This window comes from Nocardiopsis alba (assembly GCF_000710955.1).
Lineage (GTDB): Bacteria > Actinomycetota > Actinomycetes > Streptosporangiales > Streptosporangiaceae > Nocardiopsis > Nocardiopsis alba.
The window spans coordinates 234632-261274 of the sequence record NZ_BAZE01000002.1 but is presented as its reverse complement, the minus strand read 5'-3'; the positions used below and the strand labels follow the sequence as shown (position 1 = coordinate 261274).

Here is a 26643-nt window from a genome sequence, read left to right as displayed (position 1 = left end):
CCCCGGGCGCCACCGCCTTCTTTCGAATCGGTACGAATCTACAATATCAAGGTGAAGCTCTTGTAAGGGGATCAAAGTACCGGTCCCCTGACAAAACGGGCATTCGATGGTCGATACGTTGGCTCGCGTCCCTTTCCCCACCTCGGAGAAGAGCCCATGATCCCCTCTATCGATGGACCGTTCCGGTAATGGCCCCCGAGATCCTCGGCCTGCTGCTGACGGCCGCCGTCGCCGCCGGTTGGGTCGACGCCGTCGTCGGGGGAGGGGGCCTGCTCCTGCTGCCCGCCCTGATGGTCGCCGCCCCCACGACCCCCCTGGCCACCCTGCTGGGCACCAACAAGCTCGGCGCCGTCTTCGGTACCGCCTCCGCCGCCATCGCCTACGCGCGCAAGGTGCGCGTGGACCGAAGCGTGGTCCTTCCCACGGCCGGACTGGCGCTGCTCGGCTCCGGCCTGGGCGCCGCCCTGGCCACCGCCCTCACCGCCGACGTGCTCAAACCCATCATCATGGTCGTCCTGGCCGGGGTGGCCTTGATGGTGGTCCTGCGCCCCTCCATGGGGGCCTCTCCCGATCCGCGTCCCCGTAGTCGCAACCGTCTCCTGGCGACGCTGGCGCTGGCCGGGGTGGCGATCTCCTTCTACGACGGCGTGGTGGGGCCCGGAACCGGGGTGTTCCTCATCATCGCCTTCACCGCGGTCCTGGGCATGGACTTCCTCCAGGCCTCGGCCTCGGCCAAGATCGTGAACGTGTGCACCAACCTCGGGGCGCTGACGGTCTTCGCGTTCGGCGGTCATGTGGATTGGCTGTTGGGTCTGGGGCTGGCGGTGTGCACCACACTGGGGGCGCAGATCGGCGCCCGCATGGCCCTGCGGCGGGGCGCGGGGTTCATCCGCGCCGTGCTGTTGGTGGTGGTGCTGGCGCTGCTGGCCCGGATGGGCTGGGACGTCTTCGCCTGAGGTCCGCGCCGTGGCCGCTCATACGGCCGGTTCGGTCCGGTCGGTCAGGGCGTCGGTGACGTCCTGGACCACACGGAGCGCGGCGTGGTGATTGGCCGCGCCCCACACGTCCTGGTCGACCCGGTACAGGTTCCGCTCTCGGACCGCCTCCAGGTGGGACCAGACCCCGTCGGAGAAGGTGTCGGGGGCGTCCGGGAAGCCGGAGCCGACCAGGACGAACACCGCGTCGCCGTCGCCCCGTTCGAGGTGTTCGTAGCCCAGGGGGACGAAGTCGGTGTCGCCCTCGCCCTCCAGTTGTGCGTCGGGGCGGGCGAAGCCGAGGTCGTCGACGACCTGTCCGGCGAAGGAACGGGGGGTCTCCAGGCGGATCTCGGTCTCGCTCTGGAGGCGGATCAGGGAGAGCTCGGTCTCCTCGGGGACCACCCCGGCCTCCCGGAGTTCGGCTCGGGCCCGCTCGAGGGCGGTGTCGTAGGCCTCGACGGTCTCGTCGGCGGCGTCGGCGGCGTTCAGGATCTCTGCGACCTCCTCCAGGTGTCGGCGCCAGGAGCCGGTGCCCTCCCATTCCAGCAGGACAGTGGGGGCGATGACCTCCAGGGAGTCGAGGAGGGCGGTCTGGGCGCCGACGGGGGTGCTCACGCCGATGATCAGGTCCGGGTCGCTCGTGGCGAGCGCCTCGATGTCGACGTCGTCCTCGGCGGGGGAGGAGGTGACGGGGCGCAGGTCGGCGCCGTCGATGTGGTCGGGTAGGAAGGGGGTCAGGCCCTGGTCGGGGGAGCCGGGTGAGGCCATGGTGGCGACGGGTTCGTGGCCCAGCGCGGTGGCGGCGGCCAGGGTGGGGCGCCATAGGACGGCGACGCGTTCGGGCACGGTGGGGATGGTCACGGTGCCGTTGGCGGCCTGGACGGTGCGGGTCGGGCCTTCGGGGGCGGCGGTGGGTGTTCCGTCGGTGGCGCAGCCGGTCAGGGTGAGTGCTCCCGCCAGGGTGAACACGGTGGCGGCCCGGAGCGGGCCGAGGGGGTGGGGCATCGTGTCGGGACCCTTCCGTGCGAACATGATGTAGGTAAGGCTAGCCTGGCTCGGTGGTGTTCGTCGGGTAGATGGCCGAAAAGCATGATCCGTCCCCCATCGTCACCACCCATAACCGTCCTCGCACAACGAACGGGAAAGCCGTGGTCCTGCGCGCTCCCACACCGACACGCCCCACACGAACCAGACGTGCCCTACGCCCCGTGGGCCTGCTCCTCGCCCTGGGGGCCCTGCTCGTCTGCGCTCTGCTGAGCATCACCGTGGGAGCCAAACCGATCCCCGTGGCCGAGGTCTGGGCCGCCCTGACCGCCCACGACGGCGGCTACGACCACAACGTCATCCTCACCCTGCGCGTCCCCCGCACCATCATCGGGATCTTCGTCGGTGCCGCCCTGGGGCTGGCCGGCGCCCTCATGCAGGCGCTCACCCGCAACCCGCTGGCCGAACCCGGCATCCTGGGCGTCAACTCCGGGGCGGCCGCCGCCGTGGTCATCGCGGTGTTCCTCTTCGGCATGGGCGGGGCCGGTCTGGTCTGGCCCGCGTTCATCGGCGCGGCGGTGGCGGCCGTGGCCGTCTACGCGTTGGGTTCGCGCGGCCGCTCCGCCGCCACCCCGGTCCGTCTGGCCCTGGCCGGAACGGCGATGGCCGCGGTCCTGCAAGGGCTCGTCCACGGCGTGATCGTCCTCAACGACTTCGTCTTCGACCGCATCCGCTTCTGGCAGGTGGGCTCGTTGACCGGACGCGACCTGGACGTGTTCTGGCAGGTGATGCCCTTCCTGGTCCTGGGCATCGTCCTCACCCTGGCCCTGGGCCCCTCGCTCAACACGATCGCCCTGGGCGATGACCTGGCGGCCACCCTGGGCGCCCGCATCCCCTTGATCAGGACCGCCACCGCCGTGGCCGTCATCCTGCTGTGCGGGGCGGCCACCGCCGCGGCCGGACCCATCTGGTTCGTGGGGCTGATCATCCCGCACGTGGCCCGGATCATCACCGGCCCCGACCAACGCTGGCTGCTGCCCTACTCCGCCGTCCTGGGGGCCGTCCTGCTCACCGCCGCCGACACGGTCGGACGCGTGGTCCTGCCGGGCGCGGAGTTGGAGGTCGGCATCATCACCGCTCTGGTCGGGGCGCCGCTGTTCATCGCCCTGGTCCGCACGAAGAGGATGGCCCAGCTGTGAACGAGACCCTGACCTCCGCACGTCCCGACACGGCCGCGCCGTTCCGGCCTCGTGACACCCTGGCCTGGCGCAGCCCCAAGGGGCGGCTGTCGTTCCTGATGCGGCCGCGCACCCTTGTGGTCTGTCTGGCCCTGGTCGCGGTCACCTTCGTCACCCTGGTGGTGTCGGTGTCGGTGGGCGACTACGAGATCCCCCTGCCGGTGGTGCCCGGCGCCCTGATCGGTCAGGGTGAACGTCTGGACGTGTTCTTCGTCCAAGGGGTGCGCCTGCCCCGCGCGTTGACCGCGATCGGTGTGGGCGCGGCCCTGGGCATCGCCGGAGCCGTCTTCCAGAGCCTGTCGCGTAACGCCCTGGGCAGCCCCGACATCATCGGGTTCACCTCGGGGGCGGCGACCGGGGCGGTCTTCGCCATCCTGGTGGTGGGCGCGAGCCGGGTGGTGGTCTCTCTGGGGGCGATCGCCGGAGGGTTGGTGACCGCCGCGGTCGTCTATCTGTTGGCGATGCGCAACGGGGTCCAGGGCTACCGGTTGGTGCTGGTCGGTATCGGTGTCTCGGCGATGTTGGCGTCGGTGCGCGACTACATGATGACCCGCGCCGATCTGACCGACGCCCTGGGCGCTCAGATCTGGATGATCGGCAGCCTCAACAACCGGGGTTGGGGCGAGGCGGCCGCGGTGTGGATCGGTGTGGCGTTGTTGGCGCCGGTCCTGTTGGCGTTGGGTCGGCGGATGCGGTTCATGGAGTTGGGCGAGGACACCGCCCGCGGGTTGGGCGTGCCCACCCGTTCCACGCAGGTGATCGCGCTGGCCGTGGCCAGCGCCCTGACGGGGGCCGCCATCGCCGTGGCCGGTCCGATCGGTTTCGTGGCCCTGGCCGCGCCCCAGTTGGCGCGTCGTCTCACCCGTACCGGCGGTACCACTCTGGTGGGTTCGGCGCTGATGGGCGCCACTCTGCTGGTGGTGGCCGATCTGGTGGCGTTGCGCGCTCTGGCGCCCACGCAGTTGCCGGTGGGTGTGGTGACCGCCGTGATCGGCGGCGGCTACCTCATCTGGTTGTTGTACACCGAGTGGCGTGGTGGACGCGCCTGAGACGTCCGGTGTTCCCGCCCCTTCGATCCGCATCCGAAAGAGAACGATGACCCAAGACGCCCGTCTCAGCGGCCGTGACCTGACACTCGCCTACGACCAGCGTGTGATCTCCCGGGATCTGGCCGTCACCATCCCCGACAACTCCTTCACCGTGATCGTGGGCCCCAACGCCTGCGGGAAGTCGACGCTGTTGCGCGCCCTGTCGCGCACCCTCAAACCGGCCGAGGGCAGTGTGCTGTTGGACGGTCAGGTCATCGGTTCCTATCCGGCCAAGGAGGTGGCGCGCCGGTTGGGGTTGTTGCCGCAGACCTCCATCGCCCCGGACGGGATCGGTGTGGCCGATCTGGTGGCGCGCGGTCGTTTCCCGCATCAGAGTTTCCTGCGCCAGTGGTCGGCCCAGGACGAGGCGGTGGTGGCCGAGGCGATGGAGTCGACGGGGGTGTCGGCGTTGGCCGACCGGTCGGTGGACGAGTTGTCGGGCGGTCAACGTCAACGGGTGTGGTTGGCGATGGTGTTGGCCCAGCAGACGCCGTTGCTGTTGTTGGACGAGCCCACCACCTATCTGGACATCGCCCACCAGATGGACATGCTCGATCTGTGCGCCGATCTGCACGCCGAGCGCGGTCACACCCTGGTGGCGGTGTTGCACGATCTCAACCACGCCTGCCGTTACGCCACCCATCTGATCGTGATGAAGGACGGGACGATCGTGGCCGAGGGCGAGCCGGCCACGATCGTCACCGCCGATCTGGTGGAGAAGGTGTTCGGGTTGCCGGTGCGGGTCATCGAGGACCCGGAGACGGCCACCCCGATGATCGTGCCGGTGGACCGGCGCGGGGTGCGCCGGGTCCACGACTGACCGTCGGGGCGGGCGGGGTTCAGCGGCGCAGCAGGTCTCGGAGTTCCTTCACGATCAGGGCCGGGTCCTCCTCGGCCATGAAGTGGCCGCTGTCGACGGTGGCGTGCCGCAGGTCTCGGGCCCAGGGCCGCCACAGGGCGGTGGCGTCGTAGCCCAGGGCGGCGCCCCAGTCCTGTTGGAGGACGGTCACCGGCATCGACAGCCGGTGTCCGGCCTCCTGGTCGGCCAGATCGTGTTCGAGGTCGATGCCGGCCGAGGCCCGGTAGTCGGCGACGATGGAGGGCACGTTGCGGCGGCAGGCGTCCAGGTAGGCCCGGCGTACGGGGGCCGGGATCGCCTCGGGGTCGCGGCCCCACAGGTCCAGGAAGTGGCCGAAGAAGGTGTCGGGCGCGGCCTGGATCATGCGTTCGGGCAGGTCCGGTTCCTGGGCCATCAGGTACAGGTGGAAGCCGACCGCGCCTTGGACGCCGCGCAGCGCCTCCCACATCTGGGGGACGGGCAGCACGTCCAGGATCCCCAGGTGGGTGATGGTCTCGGGGTGGTCGAGGCCGGCGCGGATCGCCACCAGCGCGCCCCGGTCGTGTCCGACCAGGGCGAAGCGCTCGTGGCCCAGGGCGCGTGCCAGGGCCACGACGTCTGTGGCCATGGTGCGCTTGGAGTAGGTGTGGGGTCCGGTGGCCTCGGGGGCGTCGCTGTCCCCGTAGCCGCGCAGGTCGGGGCAGATCACGGTGTGGTCCGCGGTCAGGTCGGCGGCCACGTGGCGCCACATCAGGTGGGTCTGGGGGAAGCCGTGCAGCAGGACGAGGGCGGGTCCGTGGCCGCCGACGGCCACGTTCAGCTCCACGCCCTCGGCGACGCTCACACGTCGTGTGGTGGTGCCGGCGATGACGGTGTCCATGATGGAACCCCTCTGGTCGTTCGAATGGGTGTGCGATCAGTGTGTCGAGCGTCGATGAGCGTTCGATGAGCAAGCGGTACGGTGACCGTGTCCGCCACCGGGGGAGGGAGAGGGGGAGCCCGTGACGGTGCGCTTCGGTGTCCTTGGGCCGCTACGGGCCTGGGACGAGCGGGGGCGGAGCCTGCCGTTGAAGGGGCCGCGCCACCGCGCGGTCCTGGCCCGTCTTCTGGTGGCCCACGGTCGTCTGGTCCCCTTGGACACGCTCATCGAGGACCTGTGGGAGGAGGAGGGCCCTCCGGCGGGGGCGGCGAGCGCGGTACGCACCTTCGTGGCGGCCCTGCGCCGTGCCCTGGAGCCCGAACGGGCGCCTCGTGCCCCCGCGCGTCTGCTCGTGACCGAGGGCCCCGGCTACGCCCTGCGCGCCGATCCGGAGGCGGTCGACGCCCTGGTGTTCGAACGCACCGTCACCGGTGTCCAGGGCCCGCCCGACGAGGGCGCCCTGGAGCGGGCCCTGGACGCCTGGCGCGGCCCCGCCTACGCCGACGTCGCCCACACCGGTTGGGCCCGCGCCGAACGGGCCCGGCTGGAGGAGTCGCGTTCGGGTGCGGTGGAGGAGTTGGCCCGGCTGCGTCTGGCCCGGGGCGCCACCGGCCGGGTGATCGCCGACCTGGACGCCCACGTCACCGATCACCCCTGGCGGGAGGAGGCCTGGTACCTGTTGGCCTCGGCCCTGTACCGCGCCGACCGTCAGGCCGAGGCGCTGGCCGTCCTACGACGTGCCCGTACCCTGCTCGCCGATCGGCTGGGCCTGGATCCGGGGCGGGCGTTGGGCCGGTTGGAGCAGGACATCCTCCGACAGAGCGAACACCACGACCCCCGTCTCTCCTCCACCGGGATGGCGCCGGTCGAGGACGAACGCGTCGACCGGCTCTGGCACAGCACGGCCCGCGCCTATGAGAAGGGACCCGGCACACGGGCACGTCTGGAATCGACGGTGGGGCTGCTGCGCTCCCTGGCGTTGACCGGCGCCGACGGGCTGCGCGCCGCCCGCGATCGACGCTCCCAGACCATCGACGCCGCCCTGGCCTCCGGTGACGTCGACCTGACCGCGCGGATCATCGGCGCCTACGACGTGCCCGCCGTCTGGACCGGTTCGGACGATCCCGAGCAGGCCGCCCGGGTGGTCCGCGCAGCCGAACACGCCCTGGCCGAGGCGGGCTCGGCCGTCCACCCCACCGTGCGGGCGCGTCTGCTGGCCACCGTGGCCCTGGAGTCCCGGGGAAGCCGTGGTGAACGTCCGGCGCGGGCCGCCGCCGAGGCCGAACGGATCGCCCGCGACCTCGCCGACCCGGCGCTGACGGTCTTCGCGCTCAACGCCCGCTGGATGCAGACCTTCTCCCGTCCGGGGCTGTCGCGGCGGCGCGGCCGGATCGGGACGGAACTGGTGGAGCTGTCCGAACGCCACGGCCTGGACTCCTTCGAGATCCTGGGCCACCTGATCGGCGTCCAGACCCACGCCGCCCACGCCGACGTCGAAGGAGCCGACCATCACGCCCACCGGGCCGATGCGCTGGCCCGACGCCACGAACGCCCGCTGGTGGGGGTCTTCACCGACTGGTATCGGGCCCTGCGGCTGGATCTGACCGGCCAGGACCCCGAACGTGTCGCCCGCGCCTACCGGGCCGCCGCCGAACGCACCAAGGGGGCGGGCATGCCCGGCCTGGAACGCGGCCTGGCCCCCTTGGCCCTGCTGTGTCTACGTGTGCGCCATGGTCTGCCCTGGCGGCGAGAGGCGGGGAGGGTCGACGACTGGGGGCCGCACCTGCCCTGGGTCCATCCGCTCCTGCTCACCTCCGAACAGCCGGAACGGGCCTCCTCGGTTCTGGACCGGACCCCCGACCCCGCCCCGGGGCTGCTCATGGAGGCCCACTGGGGACTGCTCGCCCACGCCGCCCTGACCCTGGGGGAACGGCCGACACTGCTGCGTGCCCGCACGGCGCTGGAGGCGGCCCGCGGCGAACACGCCGGGGCCGCCTCGGGCCTGTTCACCCTCGGACCCGTCGACGACCTGCTCGACCGCCTACAGCGGGCCCTGGGCGCCGGCTAGCTCCAGCCGCAGCACCAACTCCACCAGTTCCACCAGCACGCCCTTGACCGACTCCCGGTCCCGGGCGTCGCACAACGACAACGGCACCTCCTCGGCCAGGTCCAACGCCACACGCACGTCCTCGGCGCGATGGGTGCGCTGACCGTCGAAACAGTTCACCGCCACCACGAACGGCAACCGACGCGACTCGAAGAAGTCGATGGAATCGAAGGAGTCCGCCAACCGTCGGGTGTCGGCGATCACGATCGCGCCCAGAGCGCCCTGGGAGAGCTCCTCCCACATGTAGGAGAACCTGCGCTGCCCCGGGGTCCCGAACAGGTACACCACGGTCGAGGCGTCCAACGTGATCCGCCCGAAGTCCAGGGCCACGGTCGTGGTGGTCTTGTCCTCCACCCCGGCCAGATCGTCCACGCCCACACTCCGCGAGGTCATGATCTCCTCGGTGTGCAACGACTCGACCTCGCTCAACGTCGAGACCAGGGTGGTCTTGCCCGCCCCGAACCCGCCGGCGACCACGATCTTCAAGGTGTCGGGAACCGGCGGGTCCCCCTCCACCACCGTCCAGGGACCTGCCATCGTCCACCCCTCACAGTCGTCGGATTCCATCGAGTACCGAACGCAGGGTGTCCGCGTCCGGTCGCCGGTGCTCCCAGGGCGAGGTGTGCGCCACCACCCGCCCCTGGTCCAGCAGGTCCGACAGCAGGACCCGCAACACCCCCAGAGGGAGCCCGGCACGCGAGGCCACCTCGGCCACCGACACCGGACGCGCGCACACCGACAGGATCAGCTCCAGCTCGGGGTCCAGATCCGCCGAACCCATCGAGGGGACCGCCACCACCTGGGAGGTCACCGTCAGATCGCCGCGCGAGGGGCGGGTACGCCCACCGGTGAGCGAATAGGGGCGGATCAGGTTCGATTCCACCGACCGGTCGTCCTCCTCGTAGGCGGACACGTTCACGCCTCGCCCACGCGGCCGCGTGGCAGCGCCGACAGATGCGGCCCCACCTGACGCACCAGACGGTTCACCTCGAACGCCGCCTGTCCCATGTCGCAGTCGGCGTCGGTGATCAACGCCAACTGTGTGCCCTGACCGGCGGAGAGCACGAAGAAGAACGCGCTGTCCATCTCCACCACGCTCTGGCGGACCTCCTCGGCCCCCAGCTCCGAGCGCGCGCCTCGCGCCAGGCTGGCGAACCCGGCCGCGATGGCGGCCAGGCGTTCGGCGCCGTCCCGGTCCAGTTCGGGGGAGCGGGACAGTACCAGGCCGTCCGCGGACGACAACAGGGCGTTGCGGGCACCGGCGACCCGGGCCACCAGGTCGCCCATCAGCCAGTCCAGTCTCCGGATCGCCGAACCCGCGTCCGGGTTCTGCGCGGCGGTGTTCACCGACATCGAGATCACCTCTCCGTGTTCTGCTCGTGTTGATCGTGTGTCTGTTCGACGGGGTCGGCGCCTTCGCGGTCCGATAGGGCGCGGGCCCGTTCGGTACCGGTCTGGAAGGCGCCCATCATCGTGCGGATCTGGTCCAGGGATCGGCGGGGGACGGTAGCGGTGTCGGAGGCGGGCGGGGGGTCGGCGACGACGCGGCGGCGTCGTCGGGGCAGACCCATGTGGGTGTCGGGCCCCTCCTCCAAGGGGGGTAGGGCCTGTGGTTCGGGGACCTCGTCCTCGACCCGGACGGGGGCCGGGGCGGGGGCGACGTCGCGGTCGGAGGGCGGAGCGGGCGCGGCCCCCAGGTGGCCCACCCGCATCGGCCCGGTGGTGTGGGCGGGTTCGACCACCGTGTCGGCGGGGATCTCCACCATGGCCACGGTGCCCCTTCCGGGGGTGGAGTCCACACGCACCCGGAAGCCGTGGCGGGCGGCGATCACGGCCACCACGTACAACCCCAGTTGGGAGTCGTCCCGCACCCGGGCCAGATCGAACCGGGGCGGGTCGGCCAGCAGCGTGTTGGCCGCCTCCGCGCGCTCCCCGGTCATGCCCAGCCCCTGGTCGCGGACCAGGATCCGGTACCTTCCACGCTCGTCGACGTCGCCCTCCACGATCACCGGGGTGTCGGGAGGGGAGAAGGAGGTCGCGTTCTCCAACAGTTCGGCCAACAGCCGCACCAGATCGGCGCCGGCGCCGCCGCGCAGGGCCACCGGGGGCAGGGCGCGCGCCTGGACACGCGTGTAGTCCTCGATCTCACCGGCCGAGGCCCGCACCGCCTCGTGCAGGCCCACGGGGGCGGCGCCGTGCCGGGTGGGCCGGTCGCCGCTCAGCAGCATCAGGTTCTCGGCGTTACGCCGCATCTGGGTGCTCAGGTGGTCGATGCGGAACAGCGCCTCCAATACCTGGGGGTCGGTCTCCTCGCGTTCGACCCGGTCCAGGAGGGAGAGCTGGCGGTGCACCAACGACTGGGTGCGTCGGGCGAGGTTGCGGAACATGTACCGCACCCCGGCGCGTACCCGGGCCTCCTCCACCGCCGCGGTCACGGCGGCGCGGCGGGCGTCGTCGAAGGCCGACGCGACCTGGCCGATCTCGTCGTGGTGGGTCGCGTTCAACGGGGGGACCTCGGCGTCCACGTCGACCTCCTGGCCGGCGCGGAGTCGGGCGGTGACCCGGGGGAGACGGTCGCGGGCGTGTTCCAGGGTCCGGGTGCGCAGTTCCTGAAGGCGCGCTCCCAGGCGTTGGGTGCCGACCACCGCCACACCGACGGAGGCCAGGGCCACCAGCAGGGTCGGCACGGTGATGATCAGGGCACGGTCGCGCAGGTCGGCGGCGTGTCGGTGCCCCAACGCGACCACGTGGTCGCGGCGTTCCCGTTCGACCTCGCTCATGCGCCGGTCCAGGGCCTCGGCCGCGCCCTGCCAGGTCTGGGCGTTGACGGGCACTCCGGAGCCGTGTTCTCGGCCGGGGGTGGCGATGACGGTGTCCTGGAGGAGTTCGACGGTCTCCATCTGGGCGGAGCCGTCCAGGCGTACGAAGTCGCGTCCGGCCTCTTCTCCGGCTTCGGCGTCGACCCGGGACCAGGTGTGGCGCTGGGCGCCCACGGCCGCGGCGAATTCGGCGTGGGCCTGGGCGGTGAACTCGTTGGTGGCCACGGCGTGGGCCAGGATCGTGTCCTGCCGGTTGAGGAGTTCGCGGGTGCGGGTGAGGGAGGTCAGGGAGCGCAGGTGGGGGGAGAGGGTGGCGTCGGCGCGTTCGACCAGGGTGCCCCATACGCGTAGGCCGGTTTCGATGAGTTCGGTGTAGGGGCCGGCTGCCAGGGTGAGGGTGTCGGCGTCGTGGGGGAGGGCGTCGACCTCGGCTCGGTGGTTCTCCAGCGAGGTCAGGTGGTTCTGGAAGGCGGTGGCCTGACGGGGCAGGGTGGCGCCTTCCTGGGCGTTCAGGGAGCGGTCCAGGGTGAGGACGGCCTGGTCGGTGGCGGCGCGGGCCTCGTCGAGTCGGCCGTGGGTGCTGCTGGTGGGGGAGTTGAGGGCGGCCAGGGTGGCGCGGCGTTCGCTTTGGAGCCGGTCGATGACGTCGGTGGTGGGGGAGCCGACCTCCTCGATGAGGGTCGCGGTGGTGCGCAGGTCGCCGATGTCGCCGGCGAGGGTGGTGGTGAGCAGTGCCCACAGGGCCAGCAGGGCGGTGCTGGGGATGAGCACCAGGGTGATCATGCGGGCGCGAAGCGATCGGCGCTTCTCGTGGGGCATGGGCTCGCTCTTCGAGGGGAGGCGGGGGGTCCGCCGAGGGGGTGGGGCGGGGGTGGGACCGAGCTAACCGCCGTGGTGGGGGTTTTGGCAAGACCGAGTGGGGGCCGGGGTGCGGGGTGGGACGGAGGTTCCAGGCATCCCGAAAGCTCCTAAAATAGGACATGTATAGAATCTACGTCGTACAGGCGGCGGTGCTTTTATTCCAAAAGCGCACCTCAAAACATAAGGAGCGGCTCCGCCGCACCGACCACACCAGGGTCCGCTCGGGGGAGCGGCCGGGTGAGGGACGGCCTCCGACCGGGTAGGTATCGGCCGGAACCGGCCAATCGCGGATTGGCACCACAAGCGGCACCGACAAGGGGGCGGAAACATGCTCCGGCTCAGCGAAGAGCAGATCCGGGACGGTCTGGAACGGCTCACCGACTGGGAATGGGACCCCGACGCGGTCCTGATCCACCGCACCGTACGCCTGGCCGACTTCCCGACCGCCATCTCCTTGGTCCAAGAGGTGGCCCAGGCGGCCGAACAGGCCGACCACCACCCCGACATCGACATCCGCTACGACACGGTCCGGCTCACCCTGAGCACGCACTCCGAAGGCGCCGTGACCGACCAGGACATGGCCCTGGCCGCGCGAGTGGACGAACTGGTCGAGGTCGTCACCGGCCAGGGCTGAACACGACAGGGGCCACGGCGGATCCGACGGCTCTCACCGGGGGCGATCACGGACCCGGCGCGGTCGGGTCTAGGGTCGTGGTCCATGGCGGTACACGAGACGGGCGCGGCCCGTTCCTATGGCATGATCTCCGAGCTCTACGCGGACTTCGCGGCGGGGGCCTTCGAGTCCGACCCGTTGGGGCGGTCGATGATCGACGTTCTGGCGAAGTCGGTGGCGGCCTCCGGGGGTGGGCCGGTGTTGGACGCCGGTTGCGGTCCGGGTCATGTGACGGCGTATCTGCGCGGTTCGGGCGTGGAGGCCTTCGGGGTGGATCTGTCGGAGGGGCTGGTGGAGCTGGCCCGGACTCGGCATGGGGGGATTCGCTTCGAGGTGGGCGATATCGGGGCCCTGGAGGTCGAGGGGGGCTCGTTGGCGGGGGTGGTGTCGAACTATTCGATCATCCATTCTCCGCCGGAGCGGTTGGCGGTGATCATGGCGGAGTTCGCGCGGGTGTTGGCTCCGGAGGGGTATCTGATGGTGGCCTTCCAGAGTCATGAGGATCCGGGTGCGGGGGTGGAGACCTTCGATCATCAGGTGGCGATGGCGTATCGGTACGGGGTGGATCACGTGCTGGCCGAGGCCGCCGCTGTGGGGTTGGTGGAGCAGGCGCGTCTGGTGATGGCTCCGGGGTTGGATGCTCGGCGTGGGTTCTCGCAGGCGCATCTGTTGTTGCGGAAGGCCGGGGCGGGCCTCTAGAGGGCTGTTCTGGGGCGGGTCCGGTGTGTGCCGGGCCCGCTCTTCGTGTGCGGGCGGGTGTCGTGGGGATACGACAGCATGTCCGGCATGGATGATTTCGAGGCTTATCGTGCGGCGGCTCGTGCGGGTGGTGTTCCCGATGAGGCGGTGGAGCTGGCTCTGGAGTTGGCGCGTCCCCAGGTGGAGTTGAGTTCCTCGCCGGGGCCGGACGCGGTCCTGGCCGGACGTTATGGCGGGTGGCCGTCTCTTCCGGCGGAGGTGGAGTGGGAGGGCTATCCGGACTTCGTGGCGTCGGTGGACTGCGCCGCTCTGCCGCGGGTGTTCGATTTCCCGTTTCCGGCGGAGGGGAGTCTGTTGTTCTTCGCCGATCGGCGTGACACGGAGGGGCCCGAGTCGGAGCGGGGCTCGGGGTTCGTGGTGTACGTGGGCGCGGACGCGGTGGTGGAGGAGCGGGTGCCCGAGGACGGGGAGGCGGTGTACGGCGAGCCGGTGTCTTTGTTCGCCCGGTCGTTGTGGAGTCTGCCGATGGCGTGTGATGACGTGGTGGCGGCGGACGAGCGTGTGCGCGGGGTCTATGGGCGGTATCGGTTGGATCAGTGGGATGAGAGGAGGGGTGTGGCGCAGGTGGAGCTTCTGTTGGGGGGTTACGCGTATTCGCCGCAGGATCCTCCTTCGACGGAGGGCGGGGAGTGGGTGTTGTTGGCGCAGGGCCAGTACGGGTTCCGGGATGAGCCGGATTTCGTGGGGTGTCCGTTCTGGTCGGTGCGGCGTGGGGATCTGGAGGTGGGGGATTTCTCGTCGGCGTGGATGGTGATGTGGTCGTACCACTGAGGTGGTGTGTACACGTTGGAGGGACCCCCGGGGGTGTGGCCCGGGGGTTTCGTGGTGTCGGGGGGTCTAGGGGGACACGTTCTAGGGGAGTCGGGCTCTGCGCATCTTGCCGGAGGCGGTGCGGGGGAGTTCGTCGACGAAGTCGATGGTGTGGGGTGCGGCGTGGGGTGCCAGGTGGGTGCTGACCCAGTCGCGGAGTTCGTCGGCCAGGTGGGGGCCGCCGGTGTGGTCGGGTGCCAGGACGACGCGGGCGCCGACGAGGTGTCCGGCGATGGGGTCGGGGATGGCGTAGACGCCGCATTCGTCGACGGCGGGGTGTGAGGTGAGGATGGTCTCGACCTCGGTGGGGCCGATGCGGTAGCTGCGGGTGATGATGGCGCCGTCGTCGCGGGTGGAGAAGTGGAGGTTGCCTTGGCGGTCCATGATACCGGTGTCGCCGGTGAGGTGGTGGGTGTGGTCGGGTGTGCGGCGGATGTCGAGGGTGTCGTCGTAGCCGTGGTAGCCCTCGAACCAGTCGAGGGGGCTGGTGGTGTGGTCGATGGCGATGCGGCCGTAGACGCCCAGGGGTGCGGGTTGGTCGTCGATGGGGTCGAGGACGTGGATGTTCCAGCCGGGGAGGGCGGGGCCGATGGCGCCGGGGGGTAGGGGGGCGTCGGCTTGGGGGAGTTCGGGGTTGTTGGGGATGCCGGCGCACCAGCCGAGTTCGGTCTGTCCGTAGTGGTCGCGGATGGGGATGCCGAAGAGGTCGGTGGCCCAGTCGATGACGTCGGGGGCGAGGGGTTCTCCGGCGCTGGCGAGGCGTTGGACGATGATCTCGGGTGGGAGGGTCTTGGTGGCGGCGCGGATGGTGCGGTAGGTGGTGGGGTCGGAGGCGAAGTTGGTGACCTGGTACATGCCCAGGACGTCGAGGGTGAGTTCGGGGTCGAAGAAGCCGGCTTGGAGGGCGAGGGAGGTGTGGCCGGCGAGGAGGGGTGAGATGAGGCCGTGGTAGAGGCCGTAGGCGGTGCCGGGGTCGGCGGTGTTCCAGTAGGTGTCGTCGTCGGTGACGCCGAGACCGTAGTGGTGGTAGGCGTGCATGGCGGCCAGGGCGCGGACGGGGACGCGTGCGCCGCGGGGTGGGCCGATGAGGTTGGAGACGTAGACGAGGGCGAGGGTGGTGTCGCCGGTGGTGGGGGGTGTGGGGGGTGGTGTGTGGTCGCTGGTGGTGAGGGTGTGGAGGGTGTGGTCGCCGTCGCGGAGTGGGTGGGTTCCGGTGGTGGCGGTGTGCCAGGTGGGTGGGGTGGTCTGGTGGGGGCCGGGGTCGAGTTTGGTGCGGTAGTCGTCTTGGGCGATGACGAGGGTGGTGCCGGAGTCGGTGAGGCGTTGGTGGATGGCGGAGGGGGCCAGGGAGGTGAGGAGGGGGACGAGGGTGGCGCCGAGTCTCCAGGTGGCCAGGGCGGTGATGGTGAGGTCGATGCCTTTGGGGATGAGGGTGGCGATGCGGTCGCCGGGTCGGATGCCGAGGTGGTGGAGGCCTGCGGCGAGGGTGGTGGATTTTTGGTGGAGTTGTCCGTAGGTGAGGGTGGTGGGTTCGAGGGTGGGGCCGATCTGGGTGGTGGCGGTGGTGTGGGGGTCGTGGCGGTCGCAGAGGAGGTGGGCCACCGACGTGGTGGGGGTGTGGTAGGTGGCGATCCAGTCGCGTAGGAGTTGCGCCGGGTCGGACATCGGTGGTGTTCCTCGTTTTCGGTGGTGGTGGTCGTGGGGGGTGCTTTCCACACTATGCCCTTCTGTGGGACGGGTCTCACTTGTGGTGGGTGGGCTCTTCCGTCGGGTGTGGGGTGGGGGCCAGGATGTGGGGATGGATAGTGCTCGTGTGGTGGAACGTTTCGGTTTGGATGAGGGTGCGCGGTCGTGGTTGGAGGCGGCGGAGGGGTTGCCGGAGTCGGGGTTGAGGGTGCCCTCGGGTGTGGAGGCGGCGCGGGTGTTGGACATGTTCGTGTTGGAGGGGCGCGATCGTGTCGAGGTGGAGGGGTTGTGGCCGGGTGAGGGTTGTCCGGTGGAGTTGTGGTGGTTGGTGGAGTTGATGTGTCGGCGGTTGTGCGCTGATGCCGATCTGCCGGTGGGTGTGTGGCGTGGGTGGCCTTCGTTGGTGGAGGTGGAGGATGCGCGGGCACGGGTGGCGTCGTTGTTCGCGTTCGCGGCGTGGGTGCCGGTGCAGTTGGCGCGGCATGGGGCGTTGGGTGTGGATCGGTCGGTGACGGTGGCGACGTTGGCCGATGTGGGTGTGCAGGTGCGGCGGTCGCGGTGGTTGTTCGGGCGGTTGTCGTTGGAGACGGCGGCGTGGGTGGCGGCGCAGTTTCGGGGGCGGTTGTTCTGGGTGGGTGGTTTGCAGTTGGAGCCCGCGGTGTTGGGTTCTCAGGGGGTGGTGGAGTGGTATTCGCCGGAGGAGGCTTCGGGGTTGGGTCCGGGGTTGGGTGTGGGGGATCCGGTGTTGAGGTTGCATATTCCGACGGGTGGGTTGGATCCGTCGGTGGTGGATGAGGCGTTGGGGCGGGCGCGGGGGTTCGCTCGGGATCATTTGGGGATCGATCCGGTGGTGGCGACGTGTACGTCGTGGTTGTTGGATCCGTTCTGGGCGGAGGTGTTGGGGGAGGGGTCGAATATCGTGCGGTTCCAGCGGCGGTTCAGGTTGGTGGGTGAGGGGGTTCCGGGGGAGTCGGATGTGTTCCGGTTCGTGTTCGGGTCTCCTCGGGTGGATGTGGGTGCTGTGTCGGCTGGGACGCGGTTGGAGCGGGCTGCGTTGGAGCGGTTGGGGTCGGGTGCGGGTTTGAGGGTGTGTACGGGGTGGTTGCGGTTGCCGTGAGGGGCCGGTCTGTGTGTTTCGGTGGCCCTCTGGGTGTGTTCTTCGTGGACGTGTCCGGGGGGCTTCGTCGTGTTGAGGTGTGGTTCTGGTGGTGGGGCCGGCGGGTGCGGGGCTCGCACTGGAGGGGCCCACCGATGCGTTGGAGGGAGGCGGGGGTCCGGGGTCGACCGGGTGGAGCCTGTGGGGTGGGTGTGGGTCGGGGGCGTGTGGAGGAGAGTCGGGGTGCCGCGTCTGTTCGGTGCGGGCGTGGGGGAGTCGGGACGAGCGGTGGTCGCTGATTGTTCTCGCGTCATCGCTCTGTGTGTTCGTCGGGGGTGTGGAGTCCGGGTGGTGTCCGGAGGGGCCCTGGGCGGCGTGGTGGGGGTCCTCGGTCGGTGTGGGCCGGGGTCGGGGGTGTGGAGTGGTGGGGGTCATTGGGGGTGAAGGGTCGGAAAAGGCGGCCGTTGGGGGCGTGTCGGTGGTGGCGGAGGGCCTTCCACACCTTCTACTTGACATAATGTGCATTATCGGCGATGTGGAAACGCCTGTGGGGAAGGGGTTTTCGTGTTCTGTGGGCCATCCGGGGCCTTCGAGGACTTCGGCGGCGGCTCACCGGTCGGCGCGGGTCGTGTCGAGTTCCTGCGCGGCGGCCGGATCGACGCGCGGTTCGTCCACAGGGAGATCGCACGGGCCGGCGCCGGTCGGCCGCGGCGCGGTAGCGTCGATACGGGGGCGCTGTGAGCGTTCGGTGGCCGGGCGTGATGCCCCCGAAGTCGAGCCTGGTCCCTGAGCGGACTCTGGGGCAAGGTCGGATCTTCGGCCTGTGGACGGCGAGCGCATGGCGTGAACGCGTACACCCGCTCTGACGTGGTTCTTCGTCGGTGGGGTCGTCGTGTCGGCGGTGGTATGTCGACGAGGGCCCTCTGGTGTCCGGTGGGCTCTGTGGGGCGCTCTGGGAACGTGCTCCTGGGCGAAGGGCTCGAGCGGGTCGGCCTCGGTGGGTGTCTTCCCGGCGGCCGGGTTTGGCCGGGGCGTTCTCGTCTCGGTGGCTCTCCCTGTGCGCCCCGAGTCCGCCCCGGCGTTCGCCATGGTGTTCGTGAGGCGCCCGACCTGCGTTTTCGTGCTCTTCGTGCCCGGGGCGCGTGCCCGCTCGGCGGCTGTCCCGGGTCTGGGGTGGGTGTGCCCTCCAGGGCGCGGCTCGGGTGGGTCGAGGGGCCTGTGCGGGTGTTCTCGGTGGGTGCGGTCCCCCTCTCGGTGGGCCGGTATCTCCATGTTTCATGCATAAACTGTGTTATGCAGCATTTTGCACTCCTTGAGCGACACGTGACCGATATGGCGCGCACGTCCCTTTTCTTTCACTCTTGACCCCCACCCCTCTCCGCTCTCGCGCCGGCCCGCCCCGGCCTCGCATCGAACGTGTGTGCCCATGGTCGCGATCGCGCCCATTGGGGTCGTGTACATCTGTACGAATCCACCCCTCCCCCGTCCTTCATCCCCCAGGGCTCCCCGCGCCGGCGCCACCCACCAGGGAAAAGGGGAGAAATCGCAGTTCACGAGGGGTGTCGAAGATGTTCCCTCGCCCCCTCTCCCCTATCGGGCGGGTGCCTCACACCCCCAGAACGGCGCGCACGTCGGCTCGTTCGAACGTGCGTACACACCAGAGGAAGTGGCCGTCCTCCCCCGTGTCGGAGTAGGCGTTGGCGCTGATCAGGGCGTAGGCGGCCCGGTACAGCAGCGCTCGTTCGCGTTCGGGGCCCGAGGTGCCGGTCCAGCGGGTGAGCAGGGCGTCGTCGTGTTCTCGGGCGTGGGGTCCGTACATGTCGTGGAGGCCGGCCGCGGTGGCGGTGTCGAAGAGGGGGTCTGCGGCGGTGGTGAGGAAGCCCCAGTCGAGTACGGCGGTGGGGGTGCCCTGGTCGGTGGCCAGGATGTTGGGCGGGCACAGGTCGCCGTGGACGATGCGGGGCGGTTCGGCGGGCAGGTGTGACAGGCGTCGTCGTAGGGCGGCGTGGAGGGTGTCCAGGTCGGGTAGGGCGGCGCGCAGTGGGTGTGCGAAGCGGGTGGTGCGGCGGTCGATGAGGGCGGTCAGGGCCTGGGGCCAGGTGGTGTGGTCTCGCCAGAGGGGGTGGGGTTCGTCGAGGGCGGTCAGGGCTTTGGTGGCGGGGCCCGCGGTGGTGTGGGCCAGGGCGTTCAGGACGTGGGTGGTGGCGTCCTGGACCTGGGTGCGGGTGAGGGTTCCTTGTCGGTGGAGGGTGTCCAGGGGTGTGCCGGGCAGGTGGGGTTCGAGGGTGATGGTGGTGTCGTGGTGGTGGCGGATGTGGAGGATGCGCGGGGTGGCGAAGGGCGGGTGTTGGGCGGCGAGTTCGTCGTGGAAGGCCTGGAGGGGGCGTAGGTCGGTCTCGGTGCGGTGGTGCCAGGCCTTGGCGATGAGGTGGTCGCCCAAGGGGCCGGGGCCCAAGGCGTGGACGGTGCCTTCCATTCCTCGACCCAGGAGGTGGTGGTGGGGGTGGCCCCAGGCGGTGTAGGCGGTGGTGGGGTCTGTGGTCATGGGGGCAGGTTAGTGGCCGCGACACGGGTTCGTGTGGTGTCCGGGGGGTTCGGGGGGTGGGCGGTTACGGTGGCGTGGATCGGGCGTACGCGTCGGCCTCGGGTGGGGTGGGCGGGGTCCGGTCCTCCCCCACCGTGAACACCTCGTCCTGGGAGGGTCGATGGTCGTGGAGCACGAGGACGATCTGGCGGGGCTGGACGCCTATTGGCGGGCGGCGAACTATCTGTCGGTCGGGCAGATCTATCTGTTGGACAATCCGTTGTTGCGGGAGCCGTTGGCTCCTGAGCACATCAAGCCGCGGTTGTTGGGGCATTGGGGTACGACGCCGGGGTTGAACTTCTGTTATGCGCATCTGAACCGGGTGATCCGGCGGCGTGATCTGAACATGATCTATGTGATGGGTCCGGGTCATGGTGGGCCGGCGGCGGTGGCCAACGCGTGGTTGGAGGGCACCTATAGCGAGGTGTACCGGGAGGTGACGTGGGACGAGGAGGGGATGCGGCGGTTGTTCCGTCGGTTCTCGTTTCCCGGTGGGATCCCTTCGCATGTGGCGCCTGAGACGCCGGGGTCGATTCATGAGGGTGGGGAGCTGGGGTATTCGTTGGCGCACGCGTTCGGGGCGGTGTTGGACAACCCCGATCTGGTGGTGGCGTGTGTGGTGGGTGATGGTGAGGCCGAGACGGGGCCGTTGGCGGCGTCGTGGCATTCGAACAAGTTCTTGGATCCGGTGGGCGATGGGGCGGTGTTGCCGATCCTGCATTTGAACGGGTACAAGATCGCCAATCCGACGGTGTTGGCGCGGATCGGTGTGGAGGAGCTGCTCAAGCAGTTGGAGGGGTTCGGGTATCGGCCGTTGGTGGTGTCGGGGTCGGATCCGGAGGTGATGCATCGGCGGATGGCGTCGGTGTTGGACGAGGCGTTGGAGGAGATCGCGCGGATTCAGCGGGAGGCGCGTGAGGGTGGTGTGGGGGGTCGGCCGGTGTGGCCGATGGTGGTGTTGCGTTCTCCCAAGGGGTGGACGGGTCCGGTGGAGGTGGACGGGCTGGCGGTGGAGGGGACGTGGCGGTCTCATCAGGTGCCGTTGGCGGGGGTGAGGTCGGATCCGGAGCATCTGCGTCTGTTGGAGGGGTGGATGCGCTCCTATGGTCCTGAGGGGTTGTTCGATGCTCAGGGTGCTCCGGTGGAGGGGTTGCGGGTGTTGGCGCCGCGGGGTGGGCGGCGGATGAGTGCGAATCCGCATGCCAATGGCGGGTTGTTGTTGCGGCCGTTGGCGTTGCCGGATTTTCGGGACTACGCGGTGGAGTTCGAGGGGCATGGGGCGCGGTCGAGTGAGGCCACGCGTGTGCTGGGCGGGTTTCTACGGGATGTGGTGCGGGCCAATCCGGATCGTTTTCGGATCGTGGGGCCGGATGAGACGGCGTCGAATCGGTTGTCGGCGGTGTACGAGGCGACGGACAAGGTGTGGCGGGGTCGGTTGGAGCCGGGTGATGAGCATCTGGGGCCTCGTGGTCGGGTGATGGAGGTGTTGAGTGAGCATCTGTGTCAGGGCTGGTTGGAGGGGTATCTGCTGACGGGTCGGCATGGGTTGTTCGACTGCTATGAGGCGTTCGTGCACATTGTGGATTCGATGTTCAATCAGCATGCGAAGTGGTTGAAGGTGACTCGGGGGTTGGAGTGGCGGGCTCCGATCGCGTCGTTGAACTATCTGTTGTCGTCGCATGTGTGGCGGCAGGATCACAATGGGTTCACGCATCAGGATCCGGGGTTCTTGGATGTGGTGTTGAACAAGCCGGCGGAGTTGGTGCGGGTGTATCTGCCGCCGGACGCGAACACGTTGTTGTCGGTGGCCGATCATTGTCTGCGTTCGCGTGACTATGTGAACGTGGTGGTGGCGGGTAAGCAGCCGGCGTTGGACTATCTGCCGATGGACGAGGCGGTGGCGCACTGTACGCGGGGTATCGGGATCTGGGAGTGGGCCGGTACCGATGATGGTGTGGAGCCGGATGTGGTGTTGGCGTGCGCGGGTGATGTGCCGACGTTGGAGACGTTGGCGGCGGTGGATCTGTTGCGGTGTCATTTCCCGGAGTTGCGGGTGCGGGTGGTGAACGTGGTGGATCTGATGCGGTTGTTGCCGGCGGGTGAGCATCCGCATGGGTTGCCCGAGGCCGAGTACGAGGCGTTGTTCACGACGCGGCGTCCGGTGATCTTCGCTTTTCACGGGTATCCGTGGCTGGTGCATCGGTTGACGTATCGGCGTCGGGGTCACGAGAACCTGCATGTGCGGGGGTTCAAGGAGCGGGGTACCACGACGACGCCGTTCGACATGGTGATGTTGAACGATCTGGATCGGTTCCATCTGGTGGTCGATGTGATCGATCGGGTTCCGGGGTTGGCGGAGCGGGCGGCGCATGTGCGTCAGCGGATGGTGGACGAGCGGTTGCGGGCGCGGGCCTATACGCGGGAGTTCGGGGAGGATCCGGAGCCGGTGCGGGAGTGGGTGTGGCCGTACTGATGCGGGTTCTGGTGGTGAACGCGGGGTCCAGCAGTGTGAAGTTGAGTGTGGTGGGCTCCGATGGGGTGGTGGAGTGGTCGGAGTCGGTGCCGGTGGAGGCCGGTGTGTGGGATGAGCGTCGGGTGGAGCGGGTGCTGGCCGGTGCGGGGCGTGTGGACGCGGTGGGTCATCGTGTGGTGCACGGGGGTGGGGAGTTCACGGCTCCGGTGAGGTTGGAGGGGTGGGTGGTGGAGCGGTTGCGGGAGTTGGGGTCGTTGGCGCCGTTGCATCAGTCCAAGTCGTTGGCGGGGATCGAGGTGGTGGGGCGGGTGTTGCCGGGGGTGCCGGCGGTGGCGTGTTTCGATACGGCGTTTCACGCGTCGTTGCCGGTGGAGGCGTCGACGTATGCGGTGCCCGAGGAGTGGCGGGCGCGGTTGGGGGTGCGTCGGTTCGGTTTTCATGGGCTTTCGCACGCGTATGCGTCGCGGCGGGTGCGTGAGTGGTCGGGTGCGGAGCGGGTGGTGGTGGCGCATTTGGGGGCGGGTGCGTCGTTGGCGGCGGTGCGGGGTGGGAGGTCGGTGGATACCACGATGGGGTTCACGCCGTTGGAGGGGTTGGTGATGGCGACGCGTTCGGGGAGTGTGGATCCGGGGTTGGTGTTGTGGTTGCAGCAGCACGCGGGGGTGGGGGTGGATCGGATCGCGTGGGCGTTGGAGCACGAGTCGGGGTTGTGGGCGTTGGCGGGGTCGGCGGATATGCGGCGGGTGTTGGAGGCTGAGCGAAGGGGTGAGGCGCGGGCGGTGAGGGCGGTGGGGGTGTATCTGCATCGGTTGCGTGGGGCGGTGGCGTCGATGGTGGCGTCGTTGGGTGGTGTGGACGCGTTGGTGTTCACGGGTGGGGTGGGTGAGGGTTCGTCTCAGGTGCGGGGGCGGTGTGCGGAGGGGTTGGGTTTTCTGGGTGTGGGGGTGGATGAGGTGGCCAACGCGGGGTTGGTGGGTGAGGGTGAGATTTCGGCGGTGGGGGCCGGGGTGAGGTGTTGGGTGGTGGAGGCGCGGGAGGATGTGGAGATCGTGCGGGGGGTGCGTGCGGTGTTGGGGTGAGCGGGCGGTGGTTGTGCGTGTGGGGTTCGGCCTTGGGGTCGGGCCCTTTTCTTTGTGGTGCCCGTGGGGTCGGGGTGGGGTGGGCAGGGGGCAGGATATGGGGTATGAGTGGCGATGCTGTGGTGGTGGAGCTGGCGATCGAGCGGTATCTGGTGGCGCGGCGGGCGGCCAAGCCCTCTCCGCATACGGTGGCGGCCTATCGGCGGGATCTGGTGGGTGTGGCGGGGTGTGCGGCGCGGGTGTTGGGTGTGGATCCGGGTGGGGTGGTGTTGTCGGATCTGACGTCGCGGGTGTTGCGGGAGGCGTTCGCGGATTTCGGTGAGGAGCGGGCGGCGTCGAGTGTGGTGCGGGCCTGGTCGACGTGGAACGGGTTCTTCGGGTTCTGGGTGGCCGAGCAGGTGGTGGCGGGCAATCCGATGTCGGCGGTGCCGCGGCCTCGGGTGCGGCCTTCGACGCCTAAGCCGTTGATGGGTGAGGATACGCCGGAGCGGTTGTTGGAGGCGTTGGCGCGGGGTGCGCGTCGGGCGCGGGATCCGTGGCCGGAGCGGGATCTGGCGGTGTTGGCGTTGGCTTTGTTGACGGGGATGCGGTCGGCGGAGATGTTGTCGTTGCGGGTGGATTCGTTGGGTGGGCGTTCGGGTGAGCGGCGGATCCGGGTGGTGGGTAAGGGCGGCGGTGAGCGGGTGTTGCCGATCGAGGTGCCGTTGGAGGTGTTGTTGGAGGGGTATTTGGAGTCGCGTCGGGTGCGGTTCGGGGTGGTGCGGGGTGGGGATCCGTTGTTGGTGGACAACCGGGGTGAGGGGTTGCGTCGGGGTGGGTTGCAGTATCTGGTGAAGCAGTGTTATCGGCATGCGGGTGTGCATGATCGGGTGGCGCGGGGGACGTTGGTGCACGCTCTGCGGCATACGTTCGCGACGCGGTTGGCCGAGGATGGGGCGTCGGTCACCGAGATCATGCATTTGTTGGGGCATGCGTCGGTGACGTCGTCGCAGGCCTATATCGAGGTGACGGCGCGGGCGCAGCGGGAGGCGGCGGGTTCGAATCGGACCTATGGGGTGTTGCGTCGGTTGGCGGGGTCGGAGTCGCCGGTGGAGGGGGGTTGAGGGGGTGGGGGTGGTGGCTACTCTGTTGGCGTGAGCCAGTCGAGTTTTGTTGTGTCCAGCGTCAATGTCAATGGTCTGCGCGCGGCGTCGCGTAAGGATCCGGGGTTCGTTTCGTGGTTGGCGGCCACGGACGCGGATGTGGTGTGTTTGCAGGAGACGCGTGCGGAGGCGGACCAGTTGCCGGCGCATGTGGTGGCGCCCGAGGGTTGGCGTGTGGTGTTGTGTCCGGCGGCGGCGAAGGGTCGTGCGGGGGTGGCGATCTATGCGCGGCGTGAGCCGGACGCGGTGCGGGTGGGTTTTCCGGGGACGGAGTTCGAGGACGCGGGTCGGTATGTGGAGGCCGATCTGGGTGGGGTGACGGTGGCGAGTCTGTATCTGCCCTCGGGTGAGGTGGGGACCGAGCGTCAGGAGGAGAAGGAGCGTTTCCTGGAGATGTTCCTGCCGTATCTGGTGAAGCGTCGCGCTCAGGTGGAGGGTGCGGGGCGGGAGCTGGTGGTGTGCGGGGATTGGAACATCGCGCACACGGAGGCGGATTTGAAGAACTGGCGTGGTAATCGGAGGAATTCGGGGTTCTTGCCCGAGGAGCGGGCGTGGTTGTCGCGGGTCTTCGATGAGGCCGGTTATGTGGATGTGGTGCGGTCGTTGTATCCGGGGCAGGAGGGGCCGTATTCGTGGTGGTCCTATCGTGGGCGGGCCTTCGATAACGACACGGGGTGGCGGATCGACTATCAGGTGGCCACGCCGGGGTTGGCGGCGCGGGCGGTCGAGGGTGGTGTGGAGCGGTATCGGGATCGTGAGAGTCGTTGGTCCGACCATGCTCCGGTGACGGTGCGTTATCGGGTGGAAGGGTGAGGGGTCGGGGTATGGACGTGCCGATCGTGTTGGTGCACGGGTTGCGGTTGTCGTCGAGTATGTGGCGGCCGCAGGTGGAGTTGTTGCGGGCTCAGGGGCGTACGGTGGTGACGCCGGATCTGCCGGGGCATGGTTCGCGGCGGGGTGAGGAGTTCTCGCTGGGGCGTGCGGTGGACAGTGTGTTGGCGGCGATCGATCAGGTGGGTGGTCGGGCGTTGTTGACGGGGTTGAGTCTGGGCGGGTTCGTGTCGATCGCGGTGGCGGGTGCGGCGCCGGGTCGGGTGGCGGGGTTGGTGGCGGCCAGTTGTACGGCCAAGCCGGCGCAGTCGTTGGCTCAGGTGTATCGGATTCCGGCGGTGTTGATGGATCGGTTGCCGGATCGGGGTGCGGCGGTCAATGAGCGTTTTCATCGGTTGACGTTGCGTGATGGTGCGGCCGAAGCGGTGTTGGACGGCGGGTTGGCGGTGGAGGCGGCGACGTCGGTGATCGATGAGATCTCGAATATGGACGCGATCGCGTCGTTGTCGGCGTATGAGGGTCCGGTGTGGTTGATCAATGGGGCGCGGGATCATTTCCGGATCCATGAGAAGCATTTCTTCGACGCGTGCGCGGATGGCCGGTTGGTGAACGTGCCTCGGGCGGGGCACATGGTGAGTTTGGATCAGCCGGTGAATTTCGCGCGGATCGTGGGTGATGCCGCTGATGTGGTGTCGGTGCGTGAGGGGCGTGCGGCGTTGGAGGCTCAGGCGGAGGCTGAGGCGGGTGGGGCTTCGTTGGAGGCCGATGGGGTGTGACCTCGTGTAGGGGTGTGTGCTCTTTGGGGGTGGTGGGGCCGGTGGGGTCCCGCCACCCCCTTTTTTTTTGTGTGGTTTCAGGTGCGGGGGGCGGGGTCGGGGTCGCTTGTGTGGCGGGGTCGTGGTGGGGCGATGGTGGCGGCGGGTCGGGGTCGGGCGGGCATGCGGAAGAAGATCATGGGGTTGTGGAGGGATTCGCGGACGGGGGTGTCCAGGCCGAGTTCGGTTTTGAGGTCGTTGAGCATCTGGTGGTGGTGGGGTGCGCGGGCGGCTGAGGCGGTGAAGTAGTCGGTGGTGTTGTTGGTGAGCCATTTGAGGACGACGGCGCCTTCGGTGAAGGGCAGGGCGTAGCGCTGGTGGAAGACGTCGTGGACGCTGATGGGGATGTGGGCGGGCAGGGTGGGCAGGAGGTGGTGGATGTACCAGCGGGCGAACCAGCCGTTGTGGGCGGCGTCGATGAACAGGTAGTCGGTGTGGGCGGGCATGTGGGCGATCTTGGCGCGGACGTCGCCTTTGGTGAAGGTCCAGCGGTCTTGGGCCAGGTGTTCGGGGACGTGGCGGGGGGCGTGGTCGACGATGTCGAAGGAGTGCAGGTGGCCGGTGTCGTTGTCGCGTAGGGCGGACAGGATCCAGGAGGTGGACCAGCCGTAGTAGGTGCCGATCTCGACGACGTTGTGGGGGCGGTGGTGGCGTAGGAGGAGGTAGGTGATCTCGGCTTCGAGGTCGTCGAGTTGGGGGGTCATGGCGGGGTCGGCGTTGGCGTGTTGTTCGCGTTGTTGGTCGCGGACGCGGGCGAGGTCGTCTCGGTGGGTTCGGTACAGGTGGGTGATGAGGTCGAGGTCGATGGCCGGTGGCGTGGTCATGGTGGTCTCCCCCGCGGTGTGTGCGACCGTTCGATTGCCG

General features: G+C 69.3%; 24 protein-coding genes. 15 read left to right on the top strand and 9 right to left on the bottom strand.

All coding sequences use genetic code 11. The annotated features are described in order from the left end of the window. Positions 1–188: 188 nt before the first annotated feature. Complete coding sequence (locus TR33_RS04635; RefSeq protein ID WP_042281662.1) at positions 189–956, top strand: TSUP family transporter; 768 nt, start codon at positions 189–191, stop codon at positions 954–956. Between the two features lie 18 nt (positions 957–974). Here TR33_RS04635 and TR33_RS04630 read toward each other — a convergent pair whose 3' ends face one another. After that, positions 975–2009, bottom strand: a complete 1035-nt coding sequence (locus tag TR33_RS04630) for an ABC transporter substrate-binding protein (protein ID WP_234305751.1) — start codon at positions 2007–2009, stop codon at positions 975–977. Between the two features lie 116 nt (positions 2010–2125). Here TR33_RS04630 and TR33_RS04625 point away from each other — a divergent pair, with 116 nt between their 5' ends. The 3 genes from TR33_RS04625 to TR33_RS04615 are packed head-to-tail and all read left to right on the top strand — an operon-like array spanning position 2126 to position 5107. Next, positions 2126–3160, top strand: coding sequence for a FecCD family ABC transporter permease (locus TR33_RS04625; RefSeq protein ID WP_026125044.1), 1035 nt, complete (start codon positions 2126–2128; stop codon positions 3158–3160). Continuing rightward, the gene (locus TR33_RS04620) at positions 3157–4248 is read left to right on the top strand and encodes a FecCD family ABC transporter permease (protein WP_014912532.1); all 1092 of its coding nucleotides are present in this window, start codon (positions 3157–3159) and stop codon (positions 4246–4248) included. The genes TR33_RS04625 and TR33_RS04620 overlap by 4 nt, the downstream gene beginning before the upstream one ends. Positions 4249–4294: 46 nt before the next feature. Beyond that, the gene (locus TR33_RS04615) at positions 4295–5107 is read left to right on the top strand and encodes an ABC transporter ATP-binding protein (protein ID WP_017534798.1); all 813 of its coding nucleotides are present in this window, start codon (positions 4295–4297) and stop codon (positions 5105–5107) included. 19 nt (positions 5108–5126) lie between these two features. Here TR33_RS04615 and TR33_RS04610 read toward each other — a convergent pair whose 3' ends face one another. Continuing rightward, entirely contained in the window at positions 5127–6005 is an 879-nt protein-coding gene (locus TR33_RS04610; RefSeq protein WP_042281660.1) for an alpha/beta fold hydrolase, read from the bottom strand. A 121-nt stretch (positions 6006–6126) separates the two neighbouring features. On the opposite strand from TR33_RS04610, the gene TR33_RS04605 reads away from it, so the two are divergent. After that, on the top strand, positions 6127–8112 hold the full coding sequence (locus tag TR33_RS04605) for an AfsR/SARP family transcriptional regulator (RefSeq protein WP_042281658.1): 1986 nt from the start codon (positions 6127–6129) through the stop codon (positions 8110–8112). Here the strand turns inward: TR33_RS04605 and TR33_RS04600 are convergent. Genes TR33_RS04600 through TR33_RS04585 form a run of 4 tightly spaced genes read right to left on the bottom strand, consistent with a single transcriptional unit; the run spans position 8086 to position 11789 of the window. Beyond that, positions 8086–8688 (bottom strand): GTP-binding protein, encoded by a 603-nt coding sequence (locus tag TR33_RS04600; RefSeq protein WP_014911430.1) that lies wholly within the window; start codon positions 8686–8688, stop codon positions 8086–8088. The two genes, TR33_RS04605 and TR33_RS04600, sit on opposite strands and share 27 nt — an antisense overlap. Before the next feature lie 10 nt (positions 8689–8698). Next, positions 8699–9064: a DUF742 domain-containing protein gene (locus TR33_RS04595; protein ID WP_014910541.1), complete on the bottom strand. Its 366-nt coding sequence runs from the start codon at positions 9062–9064 to the stop codon at positions 8699–8701. Positions 9065–9066: 2 nt separating this feature from the next. Beyond that, positions 9067–9504: a roadblock/LC7 domain-containing protein gene (locus TR33_RS04590; protein WP_014908907.1), complete on the bottom strand. Its 438-nt coding sequence runs from the start codon at positions 9502–9504 to the stop codon at positions 9067–9069. A 5-nt stretch (positions 9505–9509) separates the two neighbouring features. Continuing rightward, on the bottom strand, positions 9510–11789 hold the full coding sequence (locus TR33_RS04585; RefSeq protein ID WP_026125047.1) for a sensor histidine kinase: 2280 nt from the start codon (positions 11787–11789) through the stop codon (positions 9510–9512). 370 nt (positions 11790–12159) lie between these two features. Here TR33_RS04585 and TR33_RS04580 point away from each other — a divergent pair, with 370 nt between their 5' ends. The 3 genes from TR33_RS04580 (at position 12160) to TR33_RS04570 (ending at position 14034) form a co-directional block, all read left to right on the top strand. Beyond that, on the top strand, positions 12160–12465 hold the full coding sequence (locus TR33_RS04580; RefSeq protein WP_014911960.1) for a 4a-hydroxytetrahydrobiopterin dehydratase: 306 nt from the start codon (positions 12160–12162) through the stop codon (positions 12463–12465). A gap of 84 nt (positions 12466–12549) precedes the next feature. Then, complete coding sequence (locus TR33_RS04575) at positions 12550–13203, top strand: class I SAM-dependent DNA methyltransferase (RefSeq protein WP_017534803.1); 654 nt, start codon at positions 12550–12552, stop codon at positions 13201–13203. Positions 13204–13290: 87 nt separating this feature from the next. Continuing rightward, complete coding sequence (locus TR33_RS04570) at positions 13291–14034, top strand: DUF1963 domain-containing protein (RefSeq protein WP_081616080.1); 744 nt, start codon at positions 13291–13293, stop codon at positions 14032–14034. Positions 14035–14115: 81 nt separating this feature from the next. Here the strand turns inward: TR33_RS04570 and TR33_RS04565 are convergent, their stop codons facing one another. Further along, the gene (locus TR33_RS04565) at positions 14116–15738 is read right to left on the bottom strand and encodes an AMP-binding protein (RefSeq protein WP_041561984.1); all 1623 of its coding nucleotides are present in this window, start codon (positions 15736–15738) and stop codon (positions 14116–14118) included. Positions 15739–15871: 133 nt separating this feature from the next. Between TR33_RS04565 and TR33_RS04560 the strand changes: the two genes are divergently transcribed. Then, positions 15872–16876: an acyltransferase domain-containing protein gene (locus TR33_RS04560; protein ID WP_026125050.1), complete on the top strand. Its 1005-nt coding sequence runs from the start codon at positions 15872–15874 to the stop codon at positions 16874–16876. Positions 16877–17419: 543 nt separating this feature from the next. Next, positions 17420–17596 carry a hypothetical protein gene (locus tag TR33_RS26545; RefSeq protein WP_159068770.1) on the top strand — a complete coding sequence of 59 codons (177 nt, stop codon included), beginning with the start codon at positions 17420–17422 and terminating at the stop codon, positions 17594–17596. Positions 17597–18461: 865 nt separating this feature from the next. Here TR33_RS26545 and TR33_RS04555 read toward each other — a convergent pair. Further along, positions 18462–19400: a phosphotransferase family protein gene (locus tag TR33_RS04555; protein WP_042281655.1), complete on the bottom strand. Its 939-nt coding sequence runs from the start codon at positions 19398–19400 to the stop codon at positions 18462–18464. Positions 19401–19560: 160 nt separating this feature from the next. Here TR33_RS04555 and TR33_RS04550 point away from each other — a divergent pair, with 160 nt between their 5' ends. From TR33_RS04550 to TR33_RS04530, 5 genes are all read left to right on the top strand, one after another. Next, entirely contained in the window at positions 19561–21912 is a 2352-nt protein-coding gene (locus TR33_RS04550) for a phosphoketolase family protein (protein ID WP_042281654.1), read from the top strand. Next, positions 21912–22991, top strand: coding sequence for an acetate/propionate family kinase (locus TR33_RS04545; RefSeq protein WP_042281948.1), 1080 nt, complete (start codon positions 21912–21914; stop codon positions 22989–22991). The genes TR33_RS04550 and TR33_RS04545 overlap by 1 nt, the downstream gene beginning before the upstream one ends. A 104-nt stretch (positions 22992–23095) precedes the next feature. Then, positions 23096–24094 carry a tyrosine-type recombinase/integrase gene (locus tag TR33_RS04540; RefSeq protein WP_017534812.1) on the top strand — a complete coding sequence of 333 codons (999 nt, stop codon included), beginning with the start codon at positions 23096–23098 and terminating at the stop codon, positions 24092–24094. Between the two features lie 30 nt (positions 24095–24124). Next, the gene (locus TR33_RS04535; protein ID WP_017534813.1) at positions 24125–24946 is read left to right on the top strand and encodes an exodeoxyribonuclease III; all 822 of its coding nucleotides are present in this window, start codon (positions 24125–24127) and stop codon (positions 24944–24946) included. An 11-nt stretch (positions 24947–24957) separates the two neighbouring features. Further along, positions 24958–25740, top strand: a complete 783-nt coding sequence (locus TR33_RS04530) for an alpha/beta fold hydrolase (protein ID WP_014911848.1) — start codon at positions 24958–24960, stop codon at positions 25738–25740. 77 nt (positions 25741–25817) lie between these two features. Here TR33_RS04530 and TR33_RS04525 read toward each other — a convergent pair whose 3' ends face one another. Beyond that, the gene (locus TR33_RS04525; protein ID WP_017534814.1) at positions 25818–26603 is read right to left on the bottom strand and encodes a class I SAM-dependent methyltransferase; all 786 of its coding nucleotides are present in this window, start codon (positions 26601–26603) and stop codon (positions 25818–25820) included. Positions 26604–26643: the final 40 nt, after the last annotated feature.